Below are 18,837 nucleotides of genomic sequence, written 5' to 3' on the forward strand. Positions count from 1 at the left end.
AGGCTTAGAAGCTTCAAGAATGCCCTGGTAGGCGAGGTCCGCCGTGGCGGCTGGAACAGATCGGCCCGAAAGGCTGCTCGGGCGCCGGGCCGAGTGCGCGACCCTCGACCATCTCGTGAGCGAGGTGGCCGCCGGGGGCAGCCGGGTCCTGGTCCTGCGCGGCGAGCCCGGCATCGGCAAGTCCGCCCTGCTCGACTTCATGTCCGGACTGCTCGCCGGCTGGTGCGTGACCCGGGCCGTCGGCGTGGAGTCGGAGATGGCGCTGGCCTACAACGGCCTCCATCAGGTGTGTGTCCCGCTGCTGGGTCATCTGACCGCGCTTCCGCAGCCGCAGCGCGGTGCGCTCGAGACGGTGTTCGGGTTGAGCGCGGGTCCGCCGCCCGACCGGTTCCTCATCGGCCTGGCCACACTGACCCTGATGGCCGAGGCGGCCGAGCACGGCCCGGTGGCCTGCCTCGTCGACGACGCGCAGTGGCTCGATCACGAGACCGCACAGATCCTGAATTTCGTCGGGCGCCGCCTGCTGGCCGAGCGGGTGGCGCTGGTCTGCGGCGCGCGCACCGGCGCGGGCGACGAGGTTCTGGCCGGCCTGCCCGAGCTGGTGGTCCGCGGACTCGGCGACGCTGAGGCCCGCACGCTGCTTCTCGCTCACGTGCACGGGCGGCTGGACCCGGCGATCGTCGAGCAGTTCGTCGCCGACAGCCACGGCAACCCGCTGGCCCTGCTCGAACTGCCCCGCCTGCACACCCCGGCCGAGATCGCGGGCGGCTTCGGACTGCCCGGCACCCGGCCGTTGGTGAGCAAGATCGAGGAGAGCTTCACGCGGCGCCTGCTTCTGCTGCCTCCTCGCTCCCGTCTGCTGGTTCTCGTCGCGGCCGCGGAGCCGCTCGGTGATCCCGCGCTGCTGTGGACCGCCGCCGCGGTGCTGGGGATCGACGCGGCCGCCCTGACCCCGGCCACGGACGCCGGTCTGTTGCGGATGCGGCGTCGGGTCGAGTTCGCGCACCCTCTCGTGCGATCGGCCGCCTATCGGGCCGCGTCGCTCGACGACCGCCGGCGGGTGCATCGCGCCCTGGCCGTGGCCACCGACGCCGAGGCCGACCCGGACAGGCACGCCTGGCACCGCGCCCGGGCGGCGCCGGGGCCCGACGAGGACGTCGCCGCCGAACTCGAGCAATCGGCCGGCCGAGCGCAGGCTCGCGGCGGGCTCGCCGCGGCGGCGGCGTTCCTGCGGCGCTCGGTCGAGTTGACGCCCGAGCCCGCGCGACGCGCGCAGCGGGCCCTGGCCGCGTCGCAGGCGTGTCTGCAGGTCGGCGCGTTCGAGGCGGCCCGGGCGCTGGTGGGCACGGCGGAGTCCGGACCGATCGACGAGTTCCAGTCGGCCATGGCCGGCCTGGTGCGCGGCCACACCGCGTTCGCCTCGGGCTTCGGCAGCGATGCCCCTCCGCTGTTGCTGCGGGCCGCCCGGCAAATCGAGTCGTTCGACCGGGAACTCGCGCGCGAGACGTACCTGATCGCCTGGGGTGCGGCGGGCCTCGCGGGGGCGGCCGGCGGCGACGTGCTGCTGGAGATCTCCCGCGCCGCTCAGGCTCTCCCGCCGCGGGCGGGACCGCCCAGCGCGCTGGCCCTGCTGCTCGAAGGGCTGGCCCGGACGAGCATCGGCGGGCCGGCCGCCGGGGCCCCGGTCTCGCAGCGCGCGGTAGCGGCCCTGGCCGACATCCCGCTGCCGGACGTTCTGCGGTGGGGCTGGATGGCCACGAGCGCGAGCGCCCTGGTGTGGGACGTCGAGGCGATGCACGCGATCTCGGCCCGCATGGTGGGGCTGGTCCGCGACGCTGGCGCGCTCGCGCTGCTGTCGATCTACCTGGCGCAGCTGGGCATCACGACGACGTGGATGGGCGACCTTCCGGGCGCCGCCGCGATCATCGCGGAGAGCGAAGGTGTCGCGGCGGCCACCGGCAGCCACATGGCGCCGTACACCCTGCTGAGGCTGCGGTCGCTGCAGGGGCGGGAAGCCGAGGCGAACGCGGCGATCGCCCGCGCGATCGCCCAGGCCGGAACGCAGGGACAGGGCATGGCCTCGGCCTGGGGCAACTGGGCGGCCGCGGTTCTCTACAACGGCCTCGGACGCTATGGCAAGGCGCTGCCGGCGGGTCAGCGGGCCACGGTGGACAGCTACAACCCGTGGATGGCGATGTGGGCGCTGCCCGAACTCGTCGAGGCGGCCGCCCGCGCGGGGGACACCGACCAGGCCCGGGAGGCGCTGGAACGGCTGACGGCGACGACGCGCCCCTGCGGCAACGACCTCGCCCTCGGCATCGAGGCCCGCAGCCGGGCGCTGCTCAGCGACGGGTACACGGCCGCCGATCTGCACCGCGAGGCGATCGACCGGTTGGGCCGCACCCCGCTGCGCCCCGAGCTCGCCCGCGCGCACCTGGTCCACGGCGAGTGGCTGCGGGGCGAGGGCCGGCGCCTCGACGCCCGCGAGCAACTGCGCACGGCGTACGACATGTTCGTGGCGATCGGCATGGAGGCGTTCGCCGGCCGCGCCCGCCGCGAGCTGGTCCGCGTCGGCGACAAGGTGCCCCAGCGCACCGCCGAGGCCCACGACGAGCTCACCCCGCAGGAGGAGCAGATCGCCCGGCTGGCCCGCGCGGGCCTGTCGAATCCCGAGATCGGCGCGCAACTGTTCCTGAGCGCCCGCACCGCGGAATGGCATCTGCGCAAGGTTTTCGCCAAGCTCGGCATCACGTCGCGCCGGCAGCTGCATCGGGCCCTGCCCGACCGCGACTAACCGCTCCCCAGCGCTTGCCGCAGCTGCCAGCGGGCGGTCACGTGCAGCTTCGGGAAGATCTTGCGAAGGTGCCATTGGACGGTGCGGGGGCTCAGGTACAGCGCGGCGGCGATCTCCGCATTGGTGAGGCCGTCCGCGGCCAGCCGCCCGATGTGGGCTTCCTGTGCGGTCAGTTCGCCGGTCGGCTCCGCCGTGCGCTTGCGCACCGTCTCGCCGGTGGCGGAGAGCTCCCGTCGCGCCCGATCGGCGAACGCCTCGGCACCCATCGCGCTCAGGGCGTCGTACGCCGCCCTGAGCTGCACCCGGGCGTCGACACGGCGGCCTTCCCGGCGCAACCATTCGCCGTACCGCAGCCGCGCGCGGGCGAGCTCGACGTGAATTCTGGTCTGCCGGAGCCGCTCGATCGCTTCTCGGTGACAGTCCTCGGCCGCGCTTCCCTCGTGCAACAGCGCACTTCGCCCCGCGGCGACGCCCAGCGCGTACTCCGTGCCGCTGGCGTTCGTCATCGCGGACAGCTGCTCGAACGCGGTGGCTGCCTCCTCGCGGTTCCCGCTGTGCACGCCCGCCTCGACGAGTTCCGCGAGCGCCCATTTCGTGGGCCCGAGCTCGAGCGGATCGACGATCGCCGCGCGGGCCGCGTTCAGCGCCTCCTCGTAGCGGCCTAGGCCGTTGGCGAGAACGGCGCGCGCGGCGAGCATCATGGTCAGGCCCACGCCCTGGCCCTGGGCGGTCGCGTCGTCGATCGTGTTCCCGATCAGCCGTTCGGCCTGCTTCTCGTGACCTCGCAGGGCGGCGAGCCACGACTCGGCGATGGGCGTGAGGGTGTTCTCGCCGCCGGTCACCTGGGCGACCCACCGCATCTCCGCGACGAGAGCGGCGACCGCGGTCAGGTTGCCGCTGTGGATGTCGAAGATGGCGCGGCTGGCGAGCCCGAGCGGAAGCAGACTGAGAGCCCCCGACTGGCGGATGACGTCGAGATGCCGCCGGCTCAGCACGTCCCAGTGCACGTCGTCCCACAGGTCGACGGCGGTGACCGCGGCGACCCACGCGCTGTGCAGCGCCTCGTCGAGGTCGAGATCCTCGGCACCGAAGGCCCGCACCGCGCGCCGCAACCGAGGCGCCGACGCCGGGTATCCCTCGGTGTAGAGCAGGGCCATGCCGTCGAGCAGCAGGTCGGCCTTGCCGGGCGTCTCCGGCATCGGTGCTCGCCGCGCGGCCTCGGCCACCTGCAGCATGCCGGTGCCCGGCCCGGTGGCGAAGCGCCCGGCGAACAGCGCGGCCGAGAACGCGTCGAGATAGGTCTGGCGGGCGAGCGGGAGGTCCAGCGGTTCGAGCCGGCGGGCGGCGGCCAGCAACAGGGGAAGCGCCTCGTTGCCGTGGCTCGAATTGTACGAGATCTGGCCGCGCAGCAGGTCGATCCGAGCCCGTCCGGCCTCGTCGATCGGTCCCGCCTCGGCGTCCGCCAGCAGCGCCAGGGCGCTCTCGAAGGCTCCGGCGCCGGCCTTGAACTGCCCGGCGATCAGCGACCGCTCGGCCCGCTGAGCCGGGTCCGGCGTCAGCTCCGCCGCCCGCTCGAAAAACGCGGCCGCAGCGGCTGTCCCGCCCATGGCCAGCGCGCGGCCGGCTGACTGCTCGAGTTCCCGCGCGACGGCCTCGTCGGGCCCTACGGCGGCGCGGGCCCGGTGCCACGCCCGGCGGTCGGGATCGATTCTCTGGTCCGTGACGTCGCCCAGCGCCCGGTGGACCTCCCGGCGCTGCTCCGGGCTCGCCGATTGATAGACGGCCGAACGAATGAGCGGATGCCGGAACCGGACCTGGTCGCCCAGCTCGATCAACCCCGCCGCGACGGCCGGTGCCGCCGCCGTAGCGTCGACGCCCAGGTGCTCCGCGGCGCGCCAGAGCAGCACGACGTCGCCGATCGGCTCGGCGGCCGCGGTCAGCAGCAGTCGCCGGGACGGTTGCGGAAGAGACTCCAGCCGGCGCACGAATCGCTGCTCGAGGCGGCTGATCGGAGGCGTCGCGCCGCTCGGCTCGGGAAGGCCGCCGAAGGTCAGCTCGGCCGCCACCATCCCGCGCGGCAGCTCCAGCAGGGCGAGCGGGTTGCCGTGCGATTCGGCGAGGATGATGTCGCGCACGCGCGGGTCGAGCGGGCCGTTCACCGCCGACTCCAGCAGGTCGGTCGCGTCGCGGTTGTTGAGCGCGAGCAGCACGAGCTCCGGCAGCCCGGCCAGCCTGGCGTCGGACTCGCGCGCGGCCAGCACCAGGGCCAACGGCTCCGCCCCCATGCGGCGGGCGACGAACTCCAGCGCCTGCGCCGACGCCTGGTCGAGCCACTGCGCGTCGTCCACGATACAGATCAGCGGCCGCTCGTCGGCGACGTCGCACAGCAGGGTGAGCACGGACAGACCCACCAGGAAACGGTCCGGGGCCGGGCCCGACCTGCGCCCGAAGATGGTGGCGAGCGCCTCGCGCTGGACGGGCGGCAGCCGCTCCAGCCGGTCGAGATAGGGGCCGCACAGCTGGTGCAGGCCGGCGAACGGCAGCTCCATCTCCGATTCGACGCCGGCCGCCCGGGCGACCCGGCAACCCGTGGCCCGCTCGGCCAGAAAGTCCAGCAAGGCGGTCTTGCCGATGCCGACCTCCCCGCGCAGCACCAGCACCTGGCTGCGCGACGCCTTGGCCGCGGCCACCAGCACGCTCAACATCTCGCGTTCGTCGCGCCGGCCCACCAACCTGGGCCAAGATCCACTCTCCGACACAGCCCACACCGCCCCCGGTCGGCCCGAACTCTTCCACCGGGCGCCACGACCGGCAACGTGCTATCGGCGGCCTCGGTGGAAGGACGTGGTGTCACCCGCAGCCCAGGCCTCGCGCAGTCCGCGGGCGCCCAGGTCCCAGTCGGGGCGGATCTCGGCTGTCGCCGACCGCAGGTCGTGCCAGAGGTCGGACATCGACGGGCGGCCCCAGAACCAGTACCCGTTGTAGACGCTGTGGATGACCATGCCGGGCTTGAGTACCAGCGTGTGCGGGACCATCGCGTCGTGGACCGGGTCGGTGTACTCCTGGATGTCCAGGTCCTGCTGCACGATGCGGCCCGGGTCGGAGAGGAAGGTCCACCGGGCGCCGACGGAGGCGCGGAACTCCAGCAGCGCGTGGTGGTCGTCGGTGGTGATCGTGACGATACGCGTGTGCGCCATCGCGATCGTCGCCTGGAACGCCGCCAGCTCGAGATGCTGATGGTGCTCCTTCGGGCAGTGATGGCCGCGTGAAAGGGTGAGGATCATCGGGTCGTGACCTTGCAGTTCGCTGAGCGTGCACTCGGTGCCGGTGTGATCGGGCAGCGCGTAGTCGGGGAAGACACCGCCGGGGACTATGTCGCAACGCATCGGTGACCACCTTTGACGGGCCTATCCGAAGGTGAAGGCGTACGCCTCGGCGCCGGGCTCGAGGAAGGTGATCTCCAGCGTCCGCGGGCGGACCGTGTCGTGCACCCGGACGAGCTGGTAGAGGCGGCCGTCGCGCAGCACGCCGCGACCCTGGTCGTCGACGTCGAGGCCGTGCGACTCGCCGGGCGCCTCGCCGTCGAGCAGCACGCGGAACGGGATCGGCCCGGTCGCCCCGGACGAGAGCACGAGATGCGCGTCGCGAGCGAGGAAACGGTAGGCGATGCTTCCCCCGCCCCGGTCGAGCCGGGCGTACTCCCGTCCGATCGCCCACTGGCCGGTCAGTGCCCAGTCGTTGAGGTTCAGCGACTCGGGACGCTCGTGGTCGTGGCGTCCCACCCCACGCCCGCCGCCGAGATAGGTCTCCGGTGTGCGCAGGTGATCCCAGTCGGCCGGCGCCTCCACCCCGAGCGCCTCGACCGGCACCACCTCGTGATCGTGGTCGGTCAGCCGCGCGTCGACCAGCATCTGCTGCAGCACCATCTCCGACTGGTCGTACTCGCCCTCGCCGAAATAGTGGTGCCGGACCAGCCCCGTCTCGTCGGCGAAGTAGAGCGCGGGCCAGTAGTGGTTGTCGAAGGCGCTCCACACCGCGTAGTCGTTGTCGATCGCCACCGGGTAGTCGATCCGCATGTCGTGCACCGCGCGCAGCACGTTCTCGCGGGAGTGCTCGAAGCCGAACTCGGGGGCGTGCACCCCGATCACCACCACGTCGTGATCGCCGTACTTCTCGGCCCAGGCCCGCACGTGCGGAAGCTGGCGGATCCAGTTGATGCAGGTGAACGTCCAGAAGTTGACGACCACGACCTTGCCGGCGAGGTCGGCCGCGGTCAGCGGGGGCGAGTTGAGCCACCCGGTCGCGCCGTCGAACGAGGCCAGCTTGCCCTCCACGGGAAGCCGGGCCGAGACGGTGTGCAGTCCGACGGGTGCCGGGCGTTGTGGTGCCATGACTCCTCCGTTCGTCGGGGCTCTCCCGGCGGGCCGGGAACTTCGGGAAGAAGCAACCGGACGCCCGCCGGGAGAGGGTCGGAGTGGGCAGCGCGTGCTAGCGCAGGGACCGGAAAGCGGCCCGCAGCTCGGAGCTGAACAGCTCGGGCTCCTGCCAGGCGGCGAAGTGGTTGCCCCGGTCGAGCTCGTTGAAGTAGATGAGGTTCGGGTACGCCTGCTCGGCCCAGCTGCGCGGCACCTTGTAGATCTCGTGCGCGAACGTGCTGATAGCGGCGGGCACGGTCACGCCCTTCGGGTCGAAGAAGCCGACCGTGTTCTCCCAGTAGAGGCGGGCCGACGAGACGCCCGTGTTGGTCAGCCAGGTGAAGGTGACGTTGTCCAGGACCTCGTCGCGGGTCAGGTTGCCGACCGGGTTACCGGCGAAGGCCTCGGCGATGTCCTGATAGCTGGACGCGTCGTGGTTGAGCATCCACGAGGCCAGGAACACCGGCGAGTCGGCCAGCCCGAACATCGTCTGCGGCCGCGTCCCCATCTGCACGCCGTACCCGACACCGCGCTGGAAGAAGTACTGGAGCTGATCGAAGGTGCTCTGCTCCTGCTCCGACAGCCCGGTGGGCGGCGGGCCGGCCGCACCGAAGACGTCCCGCGCCAGGTAGGCCGAGATCTCCGGCGGGACGACACCGGCCATGTTGGTGTGGATGCCGAGCAGCCCCTCGGGCGCGTGCACGCCCATCAGGTCGGCGACGATCGCGCCCCAGTCGCCGCCCTGCGACACGTAGTGCGTGTAGCCGAGGCGTTTCATCAGCACGTCCCAGGCCAGGGCGATCCGGTCGCACGACCAGCCGAGGTCCCGCGGCTTGCCGGAGAGCCCGTAGCCCGGCATTGACGGGATGACCACGTCGAACGCCTCCGACGCGCTCCCGCCGTGGGCGGTGGGGTCGGTCAGCGGGCCGATGATGCCGAGCAGTTCGACGACCGAGCCGGGCCAGCCGTGCGTGACGACGATCGGCAGGGCGTTCTGGTGCCGCGAACGGACGTGGATGAAGTGGATGTCGACCCCGTCGATCTCGGTGACGAAGTTCGGCAGCGCGCCCAGCCTGGCCTGGCACCGGTCCAGGTCGTAGTCGGTGGCCCAGTAGCGGGCGAGTTCCTGCATCACCGGCTGCTGCACGCCCTGCGAGAAGTCGGCGACGAGCTCCGGGTCCGGCCAGCGGGTGGCCACGACCCGGGCCCGGAGGTCATCGAGGTCTGTCTTGCCGAACGCGATCGGGAACGGCCGGATCGCGGTGCCGACGTCGGCCTTCTGATGCGTGGTGGTCATGGGATCCTCCCTGCGGGTTGCTGACCCCATCAGCCTCACCCCGAGGACTCCCGCATCGCGCCCGCCGACTCCCTGGTCGGCCACGTGCCCTATATCCAGCGACCGCCCAGCCACATGCGGGCCGACCAGTCCTCGTGCGGGATCGATTGGCCCACGAAGATCGGGTAGAAGTAGGCGAAGCACAGGGCGACGATCACCACGTACGCGCAGGCGGCCACCACGCCCAGGAGCTGGCGATCTGTTCGCGCGGCGCCCTGGGCTATGCCCTCTGGTGGGGTCATGATCGCACCCAGGACGTAGACGACGGCGAGGATCAGGAAGGGCAGGGCGGGGAGGGCGTAGAACGAGAACATCGTCCGGCCGTCCTTGATGGCGTAGTAGAACCACGGCAGCAGACCGGCGGCCGCCGGGACCAGGATCGCCCAGGCCCGCCAGTCGCGGCGGGCCAGGCCGAACCAGATCAGCAGGGCCAGGGCGGGCAGGAAGCTCCACCACAGGATCGGCGTGCCCAGCAGCAGGATCTGGCGGGCGCAGCTCGGCGCGCCGCAGTCGGTGGCGCCGGGCCAGTAGAAGTTGACCGGCCGGCCCAGCAGCAGCCACTGCCACGGCCACGACTGGTAGGGGTGCCTCGACGTCAGACCGCTGTGGAACTTGAACGCCTCGGCGTGGTAGTGCCACAGGTTGAGCAGCGCGCCGAGCACCGGCGGCTCGCTCAGGCCGTTCGCCTCGCGGTAGTGCCGGAAGTAGCCGGTGTTGGTGACGAACCAGCCCGTCCAGGTGGCCAGGTAGAAGACCGCCGTCAGGGCGAAGCTGAGGGCGCCCCACCCCAGGTCGCCGATGATGCCGGCCAGGAAGGGCCCGCGAACCCCGGCCGAGCGGCGCGCCTGCACCCGCCAGACGATCACCAGGGCAGCGAAGAACGGCGCGAAGAACAGGGCGCTCCACTTCACTCCGCAGGCCAGCCCGAACAGCACCCCGCCGACCAGCAGCCACCACGGCACCACGAACGGCGCCTTCGGCGTGGTAAGGGGGTCGTAGCCCTTCTCGAGCGCCCGCAGCAGACGACGCCGGTAGTGGTCGCGGTCGATCAGCAGGGCGGCGAACGAGGCCAGGACGAACAGACCGAGGAAGATGTCGAGCAGCGACACCCGGGAGAGCACGAGCTGGAAGCCGTCGAGCGTCATCAGCAGGCCCGCCGTGCCGGCCAGCACGACCGAGTGGAAGAGGCGGTAGGCGACCCGGATCAGGATCAGGATCATCAGCGTGCCGGCGATCGCGGTCGGGAAGCGCCAGCCCAGCTCGGTGTTGCCGAAGGCCAGCTCGCCGAGGGCGATGAGCCACTTGCCGAGCGGGGGATGCACCACGTACGCGGCGCCGTTGATCTTCTCGTCCCACTCGACGCCGTGCTGCAGCATGTCCCAGGCGTCGGTCGGGTAGTAGACCTCGTCGAAGATGTAGCCCTTGGCGCTGCCCAGCCCGTTCAGCCGCAGGATCGCCGCGATCGCCACGATCACGAACGTGACCAGCCACGAGTGCGGATTCAGCCAGTTGTCGAGCGTCGCCAGCCGGCGCCGGACGACGTCGGGGACGGCGCGCACGCCGGCAGCGGGCGGGGTCTCAACAGCCGTGGTCACCCCGAGATCGTAGAGGCCTTTTCACATTCCGGTCACGGGGCTGTCCAGCCGGAGTCCTCACACGCCTGGGTCAGAGCGCTCCCACTCGTACGCCACGCCGCGTTGCCCTCGTCGGCGTTTCGGCCGAGTTCCAGCGCGCGGGATCGTACGGTCTCGTTGTCGCTCTTGGCCGCCGACGTGGTCACCTTGTCGGCCAGGGTCAGCCGGGCCGAGTCGCTGTGGGCCCGTGAGAACCCGGCCGCGAAGTCGTTGCAGGCCTGCGTGGCGGCCGTGTCGAGCGCCTGGGACGGGTTTTCGTCGCCGCCCGCTCGGTTGACGAGCAGGGCGACGACGATCAGACCCAGGACCACCAGGACGGCGATCTGCTTCCTGCCGAGTTTCAGCTTCAGCTTCACACTTCGAGGCTAACCGGACACGGAGCGCGAACCGTGCTTTCACTCACGCGGCGGCGGGACCCAATTTGAAGATCGCCACGCCCGGCCCCTGGTAGAAGACCTGCCAGCTGGCGGAGGCCCGCAGTGCCGTCTCGAGCGACTGCATCGCGTTGTCGTCGGCCGTGCCGAAGTAGTCGGTGTAGTCGTCCATCGCGTCGCTGACCACCAGGTAGTTCGTCGGGTAGTCCATCTCGCGGATGTAGTTCTCGATGTCGAGCAGCCGGCCGCCGTCGATGCTGCCGGTGAACAGCGGGTCCCCGATCAACGAGATGTCGACCGACACGTGTCCCTGGTTGAACTCGCCGTAGTTCGCGGCGAGCTTGGTCGGGAAGTTCGGCGCGACCAGCACCAGCCCCGACCCGGGCTCGGCGTTCTGATAGAAGTACTCGGCCGCCTCGATGTCGGTGGCCCGCACCTGGTGCACCATGAGCTGACCCTGCAGGCCCTGAAGACCGGCCAGCAGCAGGACGGCCAGCACCACGCCCGACGCGAGCATCGCGAACAGTCCGCGGCGTCCCTTGCCGGCCCAGAGCGTGCCGATCAGCAGCCCGACGAACGGCATCGAGAAGGCGAAGACCCGGTAGATCGCCTCGCCGCCGTAGTTGCCGGCGACCAGGGTGGCCATCGGCAGGAAGCCGATCACCGCGGGCACCAGCACCCGGCCGAGCCGCTTGCGGGACAGGAACACCGCGATGAGGGCGGCGCCCCACAGCCCGATGGCCAGGAAGCGGGCCACGAAGGCCGAGAACTCCTGCTCCGGCGTGCGCCAGTTGGCCGAGTTGCCCGACGCGTTGGAGAGCAGGTCGAAGCTGAACAGGTTGTACTGGCTGTTCACCGAGCCCAGGCGGGGCACGAAGAAGACCAGCATGAGCGCGATGAGGCCGACCACGAAGACGCGCGGGCGCAGCAGGCCCAGCACGGCCAGGGCGACGATCGGGATCATCATCAGCAGCGGGGTGAGCTGGTGGGTCACGACGATCGCGGCGAAGATGGCGGTCGCGCCGAGGGCGGCCCAGCGGCGTACGCGGGGGTCGGTCTCGGTCTGCTGCGGCATGCCCCGAACCAGCCAGGCCCGCAGCCGGCCGATGCGGCCCGTGGGCTCCTCCGGCAGCGGGGGCGCGCTGATCAGCCAGCGGGTCACGACCACCCAGAAGGCGAGCATGAGCGCGAAGACCAGGGCCTGCGGCGAGAAGTAGCCGATGTCGACCCACATGCAGGCCTGGAAGAGCACCACCGCGAGGGCGATGATCCGCCGGTCGGTGGTGAACTGGCGCAGCAGCGCGGCCACCAGCAGCGACGTGATCAGGGCGAAGGTCAGCGACGACCAGGCCGCGAACGAGATCGCGTCGACCCCGGAGACGTGCGAGAGGGCGGCGACCGCGGCGAAGAAGCCGGGCCACTGCTGGTAGATGTCGCTGCCGCTGATCAGGCTGCCGTTGTCGCGGATCAGGTCGACCACGCCGAGGTGCTTGTAGGTCCAGGCGTACTCGATCGTGCCGTCCAGCAGCGGAACCGTGGCCTGCATGATGAGCGGCACGACGACCAGGGTCGCGCCGAGCACGAGCGGGCGGGCCCGGCCGAACAGCTCGACCGCGAAACCGATGAACAGCAGCACGGCGGCGACGACGAACGGCACGCCCAGCGCGGCGGTGAAGCCGTAGAGGCCCACCTGGTCGGGGTCGAGCCGGGCCAGCGCGAAGATCCACAGGCCGAGGGCGGCGACGAGCGTGACCCAGGGGAGTGAGCCCAGCACGAGGCCGTTGTCGACCGTCTCGTACGGTTCCTCGCCGCGCCTCAGGAATCCCGAGCGTGGGAACCGGATCCACCGCGTCGCCGAGCCGATCAGTGTGACGCCGGCCAGCGCGCCCAGCACGGCCGTCGGCTGCCAGACCTGCAGCCAGAGCGTGACGACCGACAGCAGCGTGAGCACGGTCAGGCTGCCGGCCACGGTCAGCGCCCAGGAGACCAGGCGGCTGCGCGTGCCGGCGACCGCCATGAGCGCGGCGCCCGGGCCGAAGAACGCGAAGACCAGCACCAGGGCCAGGCTCAGCGTGCCGTTGGGCACCGCGATGCCGGCCAGGCCCGCCACCGAGGCGACGACGCCGGCGATCGCGAACTCGGGACGGTGATCCTGCGCGGCTTCCTTCTCGACGGGCGCGGGCTCCCAGGTGGTGATCACCGGGGCGGGCAGGACGCGGGTGTCCGTTTCGTCGTGGCCGACCGGGATCCGTACGGTCCGATCGCCGACCTCTAGGGCCGACATCCGTACGGTGGCCTCACCGACGGAGTGGTCGGGGGTTCGCTGCATGGGTTCGGGCCTCCGTGTACGTCATGGTGACCGGGACGCGTCGCGGGGCAACGCGCGCCGGTCGTGTCAGACCTGGGCAGCGCGTACGGAAGCCCGTGCCGCGCGGCGGGATTTCAGATAGGCGCGCGGTCCCGCCAGCATCCCACGGCGGTTGGCCGAGAGGAGTTCCTGCGGGAAATCGTCGCGGATCGTCGCCGTCCGGGCGCTGTTCTGGCCGGTCATCACCCGCAGGGCGCCCGGCGCGAGCTTGAGCAGCGGGAAGAGCAGAGCCGGCCGGGAGAGCAGCAGACTCGTGTACGCCGCCACGAGCCCGGTGCCGTAGCCGACCATCTGCTTGCGCAGGCCCTCGAGGTCGCGCCGGTGGTAGTGCCGGGTGACCGCGCTGGGCTGGTAGACGATCGTCCCGCCGCTCAGCAGCACCTGCGTGAACGCGAGGGTGTCCTCGGAGCCCATCGCCGGGGTGCCGGCGCCGAGCGCGGTGTCGAAGCCGCCGATCCGCTCGATCACGCCGGGCCGGAAGGTCATGTTCGCGCCCGTGCCGAACGGCGGCAGCGGGTAGAGCGGGCTCTGCAGGTGTGCGGTGTGCGGGCCGAACTCGTCCGGCTTGAACCCGCGGCCCTTGCTGTGCCCGCCGAACTGCTCGAACCAGATCTGCGCCCGGGTCTCGAGCTCGGCCGGGACGATGACACCCGAGATGACGTCGGCGTCGGGGTGCTCGTGCAGGGCGCGGGCCACCTCGGCCAGCCAGTGCGGGTCGGCGACCTCGTCGTCGTCGATCCAGGCCAGGATCTGACCGGGGGCGGCCGCGACGGCGGCGTTGCGGGCGAAGGACAGCCCGGCCTTCGGCTCGACCAGGTAGTCGACCGGCCCGCGGCGGGCGGCCGAGCGCACGACCTCGGCGGTCGCGCCGCTGACCGGGGCGTTGTCGACGACCAGCACGCGGAACGCCGGGTACTGCTGGGCCAGCAGGCTGTCGAGGCAGCGGGCGAGCTCACCCGGGTGCTCGCGGGTGCAGATCACGACGGTGATGTGCGGGGCGGTCTCGAGCACCTCGCGGCGCTTGGCCAGGAACGCCGGCTCGGTGCTCATCGGAACACCGTTGACCGGTACGGGGATGCGCAGCTCGGCCTCGATCGCGGTGGCCAGCGCGGCCGGGGTCAGTCCCTCGGCCGGGATGTCGAGCAGCAGCGCGCCGAGCGGCTCGGTGAACCGGCGGACCAGCAGCCACACCTGCTCGGCGCGGCGGCCCTCGGGCTGCACCGCGGGGATGAACGGCAGCGGCTCGGACAGCTCCAGGTCGAGCACGATGCCCGGCACGGTCAGGGTCTCGTCGAGGATGCTCATCGGGCGGTCTCCAGCTTCTTGGGGGAGCGGGCCAGCGTCTCCACGACCCCGCCCCAGCCGGCCGCGGCCACTCCGGCGACGATGCCGCCGGCCCGCCGGAAATCGCCGGTGACCAGGTTGCGTACGAGGGCCTTGGGCAGTGACCACAGGTAGGAGCGCTCGGCGCCCAGCGAGTCGTTGCCGCCGTCGTCCAGGCCGGCCATCTGCACCTTGCCGCGCCCCTCGGCGTAGCACCGCTTCACGAACCACGGGAAGCTCGACCGGTTCGCGGGGACCTCGTGCCGGATCGTCGCGGCCGGCACGAACATCCAGTGGCCGCCGTCGTACTTGCTCATCCGCAGGCAGAGCTCGGTGTCCTCGGGGCGGTTGCGGTCGCCCAGCTTGCCGAAGCCGACCCGGAAGCCGTCGACGGCGTCGAACGTCGATCGGCGCACGACCATGCCGGCCGACCAGACGTTGCGGATCGGCGAGGTCTCGGTGGGCATCCCGGCGTACGAGCCGCCGACCGCCCACAGGAACTCGGCGGGCATCCAGCGCGGCTCGTCGCCCTCCCACGCCGGGATGATGCCGCCGCCGGTGCCGACCACGCGCGGGTCGGCGAACGGCTCGATCAACCGGCCCAGCCAGTCGGAGCCGGCCGTGATGTCGTCGTCCATGAAGGCGACCAGGGCGGTCTTCGCGTGGAAGGCGCCGGTATTGCGGTTGCCGGAGACGCCCTGGGCGTACGCGTTCTCGAGAACGGTCACGGTCGGCAGCTCGCGCTGGATGCGGGCGAACAGCGCCGGGTTGTGATCGACGACCACGACGACCTCCGCGGGCGCCGCCTGCTGGGACTTGGCGCAGGCGACGGTCCGCACGAGCGAGGACCAGCGTTGTTCCGAGTGGGTGGGGATGACGATGGTCGTGTCGAGGGGGGTGACATCCACGGGAGCGTCTCCTGAACTGGTCAGTCGTGCGGGTGGGCGCGCTTGATCTCGGTGCTCAGGGCGCCGACCTCGTCGCGCTGACGGGGGGCCGGCAGCGGCTTCGACGCCGCCGTGTTGCGCGGGCCGTGCTGGTGCACGATCACGCCGCGGGAACGGTGAGCGCCGGCCTTCTTCGCGCCGCGCATCCGGCCGTACTCGCTGAAGATCGTGCGCAGCACCCGGAAGCCGTCCCGGAAGGTGTTCAGGTTGGTCTCGCCGTGGATGCGGCGGTGCTCGACGCTGCCGACCTCGCCGACGTTCATCCCGTCGACCGCGGCCCGAATGTTGATCATGGTCTCGATCTCGAAGCCGTCGCCCCAGTGCTTGCTGCCGTCGGGGTTGCGCGGCAGGCGGGTGTCGGGCAGGTCGAGCACCGGTACGACGCTGCGCCAGAAGGCGTTGTAGCCGTAGCAGAGGTCGGTGAACTTCGTCCCGAACAGCACGTTGACGACCAGGTTCAGGCCGTCGTTGCCGACCTTGCGCAGCTTCGTGATGTCGTGGCTGTGGCCGCCGTGGTTGAACCGGCTGCCCTTCACGAAGTCGGCGCCGTCCACCAGCTTCTGCACGAACAGCGGGATCTCGGCCGGGTCGGTCGAGCCGTCCGCGTCGATCATCACGATGATGTCGCCCGTGCAGGCCGCGAACCCACAGGCCAGAGCATTGCCCTTCCCTGTGCGGGTCTGGTGCACCACGACCACGTCGGGGCGCAGCTCGCGAGCGACGTCGACAGTGCGGTCGACCGACCCGCCGTCGACCAGGACGACCTCGTTGATGTCGGCCGGCAGCTTCGCGAACACGTGCGGAAGGTTGCGTTCCTCGTTGAGGGTCGGAATCACCACGCTCACGGTCGGTGACGTGTGTCCGTTACCCCACGTGTTGGCAGTGGGCGTCGAAAACTCCATGTCGGTCCCTTCCCGGGGCGGCAAAGCGGTTCGATCGTCGATTTCTGTCGGCAATAAGCGTCGCTCGTTTGCTTCTGTCGACCAACGTATCAAGCCATTACCCAGGGTCAACCGACCGAAAAGACGGCCCGCGGGCAACCATGTGGATCACCAGGGCTAACCGGTTGATGCGAAGCATTCACACGGACAATTCTCGTCCCGTTGATTACCACCGGTAACGGACATTGGTGTTCACGGCCGCCGTGCAATTACGGAAAGCGGCAATCGTGATGCCGGGGCCGACGGCGGCCAGACCTCGCTTGTCCGAGATGCCAGATTTTTCTTCCAAGACCCGGACGCCGCACATGGACATTACGGAGCGTGTTTACTTAGGTGCAGATCGGTTATGAAGGCATCGGCAAACGGGTGTGTGCCGGCGGGCGGAGGCGTCGGCTAGGGTCACCAACCGCCGGATCTTCCGTAGCTTTCGAGCAGCCTTACCGTTGGTGAGACGATGAATCCTGACGAAGCCCTCTGTGTCTGCGGACACGAAGCCCGGGCCCACCAGCACTACCGGCAGGGGACCGAATGTTCCCTGTGCGGGCCGGCGCAGTGCGCCCGGTTCCGCCGCGTCTCCTGGTGGCGCAGGCTGTTGTCACGCCACTGACGGCCGTTTCTTCGCCGTTCCAGCAGGTGGGCACGGGTCGCGAAAACCTACTAACTCTGTAGGCTAAGTCTCACTTCGAAGCGGTCGTGGCCTCTGGAGGGATTTCATGGCACTGCCCGACTTCCTGATCGCCGGTGTGCCCAAGGCGGGGACGACCGCCCTGCACGCCGCGCTGGCACCCCACCTCGAGCTGTTCCTCTCGCCGGTCAAGGAGCCCAAGTTCTTCCTCTCCGACGGGCCCCCGCCCGCGCACGGCGGGCCCGGCGACGTGCAGACCTACCAGGAACACGTCTGGCGGCAGGACGACTACGAGGCGCTGTTCGCCGGGGCGCCGCCGGACGCGCGGCTGGGCGAGGCGACCCCGTTCTACCTGCACGATCTCGCCTCCCACGAGCGCATCAAGGCGCTGATCCCGTCGGCCCGGCTGGTCGTGCTGCTGCGCGACCCGGTCGATCGCGCCCATTCGAACTGGACCCACCTGTGGAACGCGGGCCTGGAACCCGAGGCCGACTTCCTAGCCGCCTGCCGGGCCGAGCCCGCGCGGATCGCGGCCGGCTGGGCGCCGTTCTGGCACTACGCGGGCCTCGGCCGGTACGGCGAGCAGTTGCGCCACCTCTACGAGCACTTCCCCCGCGAGCAGGTGCTGCTGCTGCGCTACAAGGAGATCGAGGACGCCCCGGCCGCCACCCTCGACCGCGTCTGCGCTTTCCTGGGCGTGGGCACCGGCGTGCTGACCTCGGTGCCCCGCGAGAACGTGAACCGCCACGTCGTCGAGGACAACGCGGTGAACGGGGCGCTGCGCTTCCTGCTGCGCGGCGGCGGGACGTTCGGGCACCGCTTCCCCGTGCCGTTGCGCCTGGCCGCCCGCGGGCCGCTGCTCACCCTGCTGCACCGCAAGAAGGGCACCCGGCCGGTCACCACCCCGCAGGAGAGGGCCACCCTGCTGCCGCGATTCGCCGACGACATCGCGCTGCTGACCGAGGTGACGGGGGAGTCGTACGACGACTGGCTCTCCGTTGATCGACACGCCGCGTCGGCCGAATCCCCACTTTCCCGATAGATGTTGCACACTTGAGCGTCACTGTCAGCGCCGACATGCCTTGGGGGCCGCCTTGTCCACCGGAATCACGACCCTGCCGTTGCCACGCTGGGACGAGTCCGTCGTCGTGATCGAACCGCCCGGTGAGGAACCGGGAGCCTGGTCGGGCGCGCCCAGCTCGATCGTCGCGGACGGGCACATCTACCTGGCCTACCGCGTGCGGCTGCCGATCGGCGAGGGCCGCGGCATCGCGAACGTCGTGGCCCGCTCGACCGACGGCGTGAAGTTCGAGACGGTCGCCGAGGTGACCAAGGACCAGTTCGGCGCCGAGTCGCTGGAACGGCCCGCCCTGGTGCGCACGGCCGACGGACGGTGGCGGCTCTACGTGAGCGCGGCGACCCCCGGCACCAAGCACTGGAGGGTCGAACTGCTCGAGGCCCGTACGCCCGAGGGTCTGGCCACGGCCACCGCGCGGGTCGTGCTGGCCGGGGACGAGACGGCCGGCGTGAAAGACCCGGTGCTCCACCACGACGCGTACGGCTGGCACCTGTGGGCCTCGGTGCACCCGCTCGAGCGCTGGGACGACGCCGACCGCATGACCACCGAGTACGCCACCAGCCCCGACGGCGTGCACTGGACGTGGCGGGGCACGGCACTCGCGCCGCGGCCGGGGGAGTGGGACGCCCGGGGCGTACGGGTCTCGTCCGTGCAGGTCGACGGCGACGAGATCACGGTCGCCTACGACGGCCGCGCCACGGCCGGCGAGAATTGGGAGGAGCGCACCGGCGTGGCCCGCGGCAAGCGCCTCGCCGACGGCAGCTTCGGCGAGCTCACGGCCGAACCAGGCTCGCCTCTTGGGAGCCCGCACGCGCCAAACGGCCTGCGCTACCTGAGCCTGGTCGCCCTGCCGGACGGTCGCCGCCGGGTCTATTACGAGGCCACCCGCGCCGGCGGGGCGCACGACCTGCGGACCGAACTCATCTGAGAGCACGATCACGATCGCCGGGCCGCGTGCCCGGGCATCGATCGGGGTGCTCTAGCGTTCCTGTCTGACGCGAG

The 18,837-nt window shown here is 71.1% G+C and carries 13 protein-coding genes; 3 read left to right on the forward strand and 10 right to left on the reverse strand.

Annotated elements, in window-relative coordinates; all coding sequences use genetic code 11:
* Positions 1-43 precede the first annotated feature (43 nt).
* A complete protein-coding gene (locus EER30_RS28505) occupies positions 44-2,794 on the forward strand; it encodes an AAA family ATPase (RefSeq protein WP_127503696.1) in 2,751 nt (916 codons plus the stop codon).
* Here the strand turns inward: EER30_RS28505 and EER30_RS28510 are convergent.
* From EER30_RS28510 to EER30_RS28555, 10 genes are all read right to left on the reverse strand, one after another.
* Positions 2,791-5,562 (reverse strand): ATP-binding protein, encoded by a 2,772-nt coding sequence (locus EER30_RS28510; protein WP_349290891.1) that lies wholly within the window; start codon positions 5,560-5,562, stop codon positions 2,791-2,793. The genes EER30_RS28505 and EER30_RS28510 overlap by 4 nt on opposite strands.
* A gap of 51 nt (positions 5,563-5,613) precedes the next feature.
* The gene (locus tag EER30_RS28515) at positions 5,614-6,180 is read right to left on the reverse strand and encodes a redoxin domain-containing protein (RefSeq protein ID WP_127503698.1); all 567 of its coding nucleotides are present in this window, start codon (positions 6,178-6,180) and stop codon (positions 5,614-5,616) included.
* A gap of 21 nt (positions 6,181-6,201) precedes the next feature.
* Positions 6,202-7,185: a redoxin domain-containing protein gene (locus tag EER30_RS28520; protein WP_127503699.1), complete on the reverse strand. Its 984-nt coding sequence runs from the start codon at positions 7,183-7,185 to the stop codon at positions 6,202-6,204.
* Between the two features lie 97 nt (positions 7,186-7,282).
* The gene (locus tag EER30_RS28525) at positions 7,283-8,506 is read right to left on the reverse strand and encodes an epoxide hydrolase family protein (protein ID WP_127503700.1); all 1,224 of its coding nucleotides are present in this window, start codon (positions 8,504-8,506) and stop codon (positions 7,283-7,285) included.
* An 89-nt stretch (positions 8,507-8,595) separates the two neighbouring features.
* Positions 8,596-10,140, reverse strand: coding sequence for a dolichyl-phosphate-mannose--protein mannosyltransferase (locus EER30_RS28530; RefSeq protein ID WP_240670354.1), 1,545 nt, complete (start codon positions 10,138-10,140; stop codon positions 8,596-8,598).
* 32 nt (positions 10,141-10,172) lie between these two features.
* Entirely contained in the window at positions 10,173-10,535 is a 363-nt protein-coding gene (locus EER30_RS28535) for a hypothetical protein (RefSeq protein ID WP_127503701.1), read from the reverse strand.
* A 43-nt stretch (positions 10,536-10,578) separates the two neighbouring features.
* Positions 10,579-12,882, reverse strand: coding sequence for a hypothetical protein (locus EER30_RS28540; protein ID WP_127503702.1), 2,304 nt, complete (start codon positions 12,880-12,882; stop codon positions 10,579-10,581).
* 66 nt (positions 12,883-12,948) lie between these two features.
* The gene (locus tag EER30_RS28545) at positions 12,949-14,226 is read right to left on the reverse strand and encodes a glycosyltransferase family 2 protein (RefSeq protein ID WP_127503703.1); all 1,278 of its coding nucleotides are present in this window, start codon (positions 14,224-14,226) and stop codon (positions 12,949-12,951) included.
* Positions 14,223-15,152 (reverse strand): glycosyltransferase family 2 protein, encoded by a 930-nt coding sequence (locus tag EER30_RS28550; protein WP_164842509.1) that lies wholly within the window; start codon positions 15,150-15,152, stop codon positions 14,223-14,225. Before EER30_RS28550 ends, EER30_RS28545 begins: the two co-directional genes overlap by 4 nt.
* 20 nt (positions 15,153-15,172) lie before the next feature.
* Positions 15,173-16,030: a glycosyltransferase family 2 protein gene (locus tag EER30_RS28555; protein ID WP_240670355.1), complete on the reverse strand. Its 858-nt coding sequence runs from the start codon at positions 16,028-16,030 to the stop codon at positions 15,173-15,175.
* A gap of 815 nt (positions 16,031-16,845) precedes the next feature.
* Between EER30_RS28555 and EER30_RS28560 the strand changes: the two genes are divergently transcribed.
* Positions 16,846-17,799, forward strand: coding sequence for a sulfotransferase family protein (locus tag EER30_RS28560; RefSeq protein WP_127503706.1), 954 nt, complete (start codon positions 16,846-16,848; stop codon positions 17,797-17,799).
* 52 nt (positions 17,800-17,851) lie between these two features.
* Positions 17,852-18,763 carry a glycoside hydrolase family protein gene (locus tag EER30_RS28565; RefSeq protein WP_127503707.1) on the forward strand — a complete coding sequence of 304 codons (912 nt, stop codon included), beginning with the start codon at positions 17,852-17,854 and terminating at the stop codon, positions 18,761-18,763.
* Positions 18,764-18,837 lie beyond the last annotated feature (74 nt).

It is taken from the genome of Actinoplanes solisilvae (genome assembly GCF_003999975.1).
Classification (GTDB): domain Bacteria; phylum Actinomycetota; class Actinomycetes; order Mycobacteriales; family Micromonosporaceae; genus Actinoplanes; species Actinoplanes solisilvae.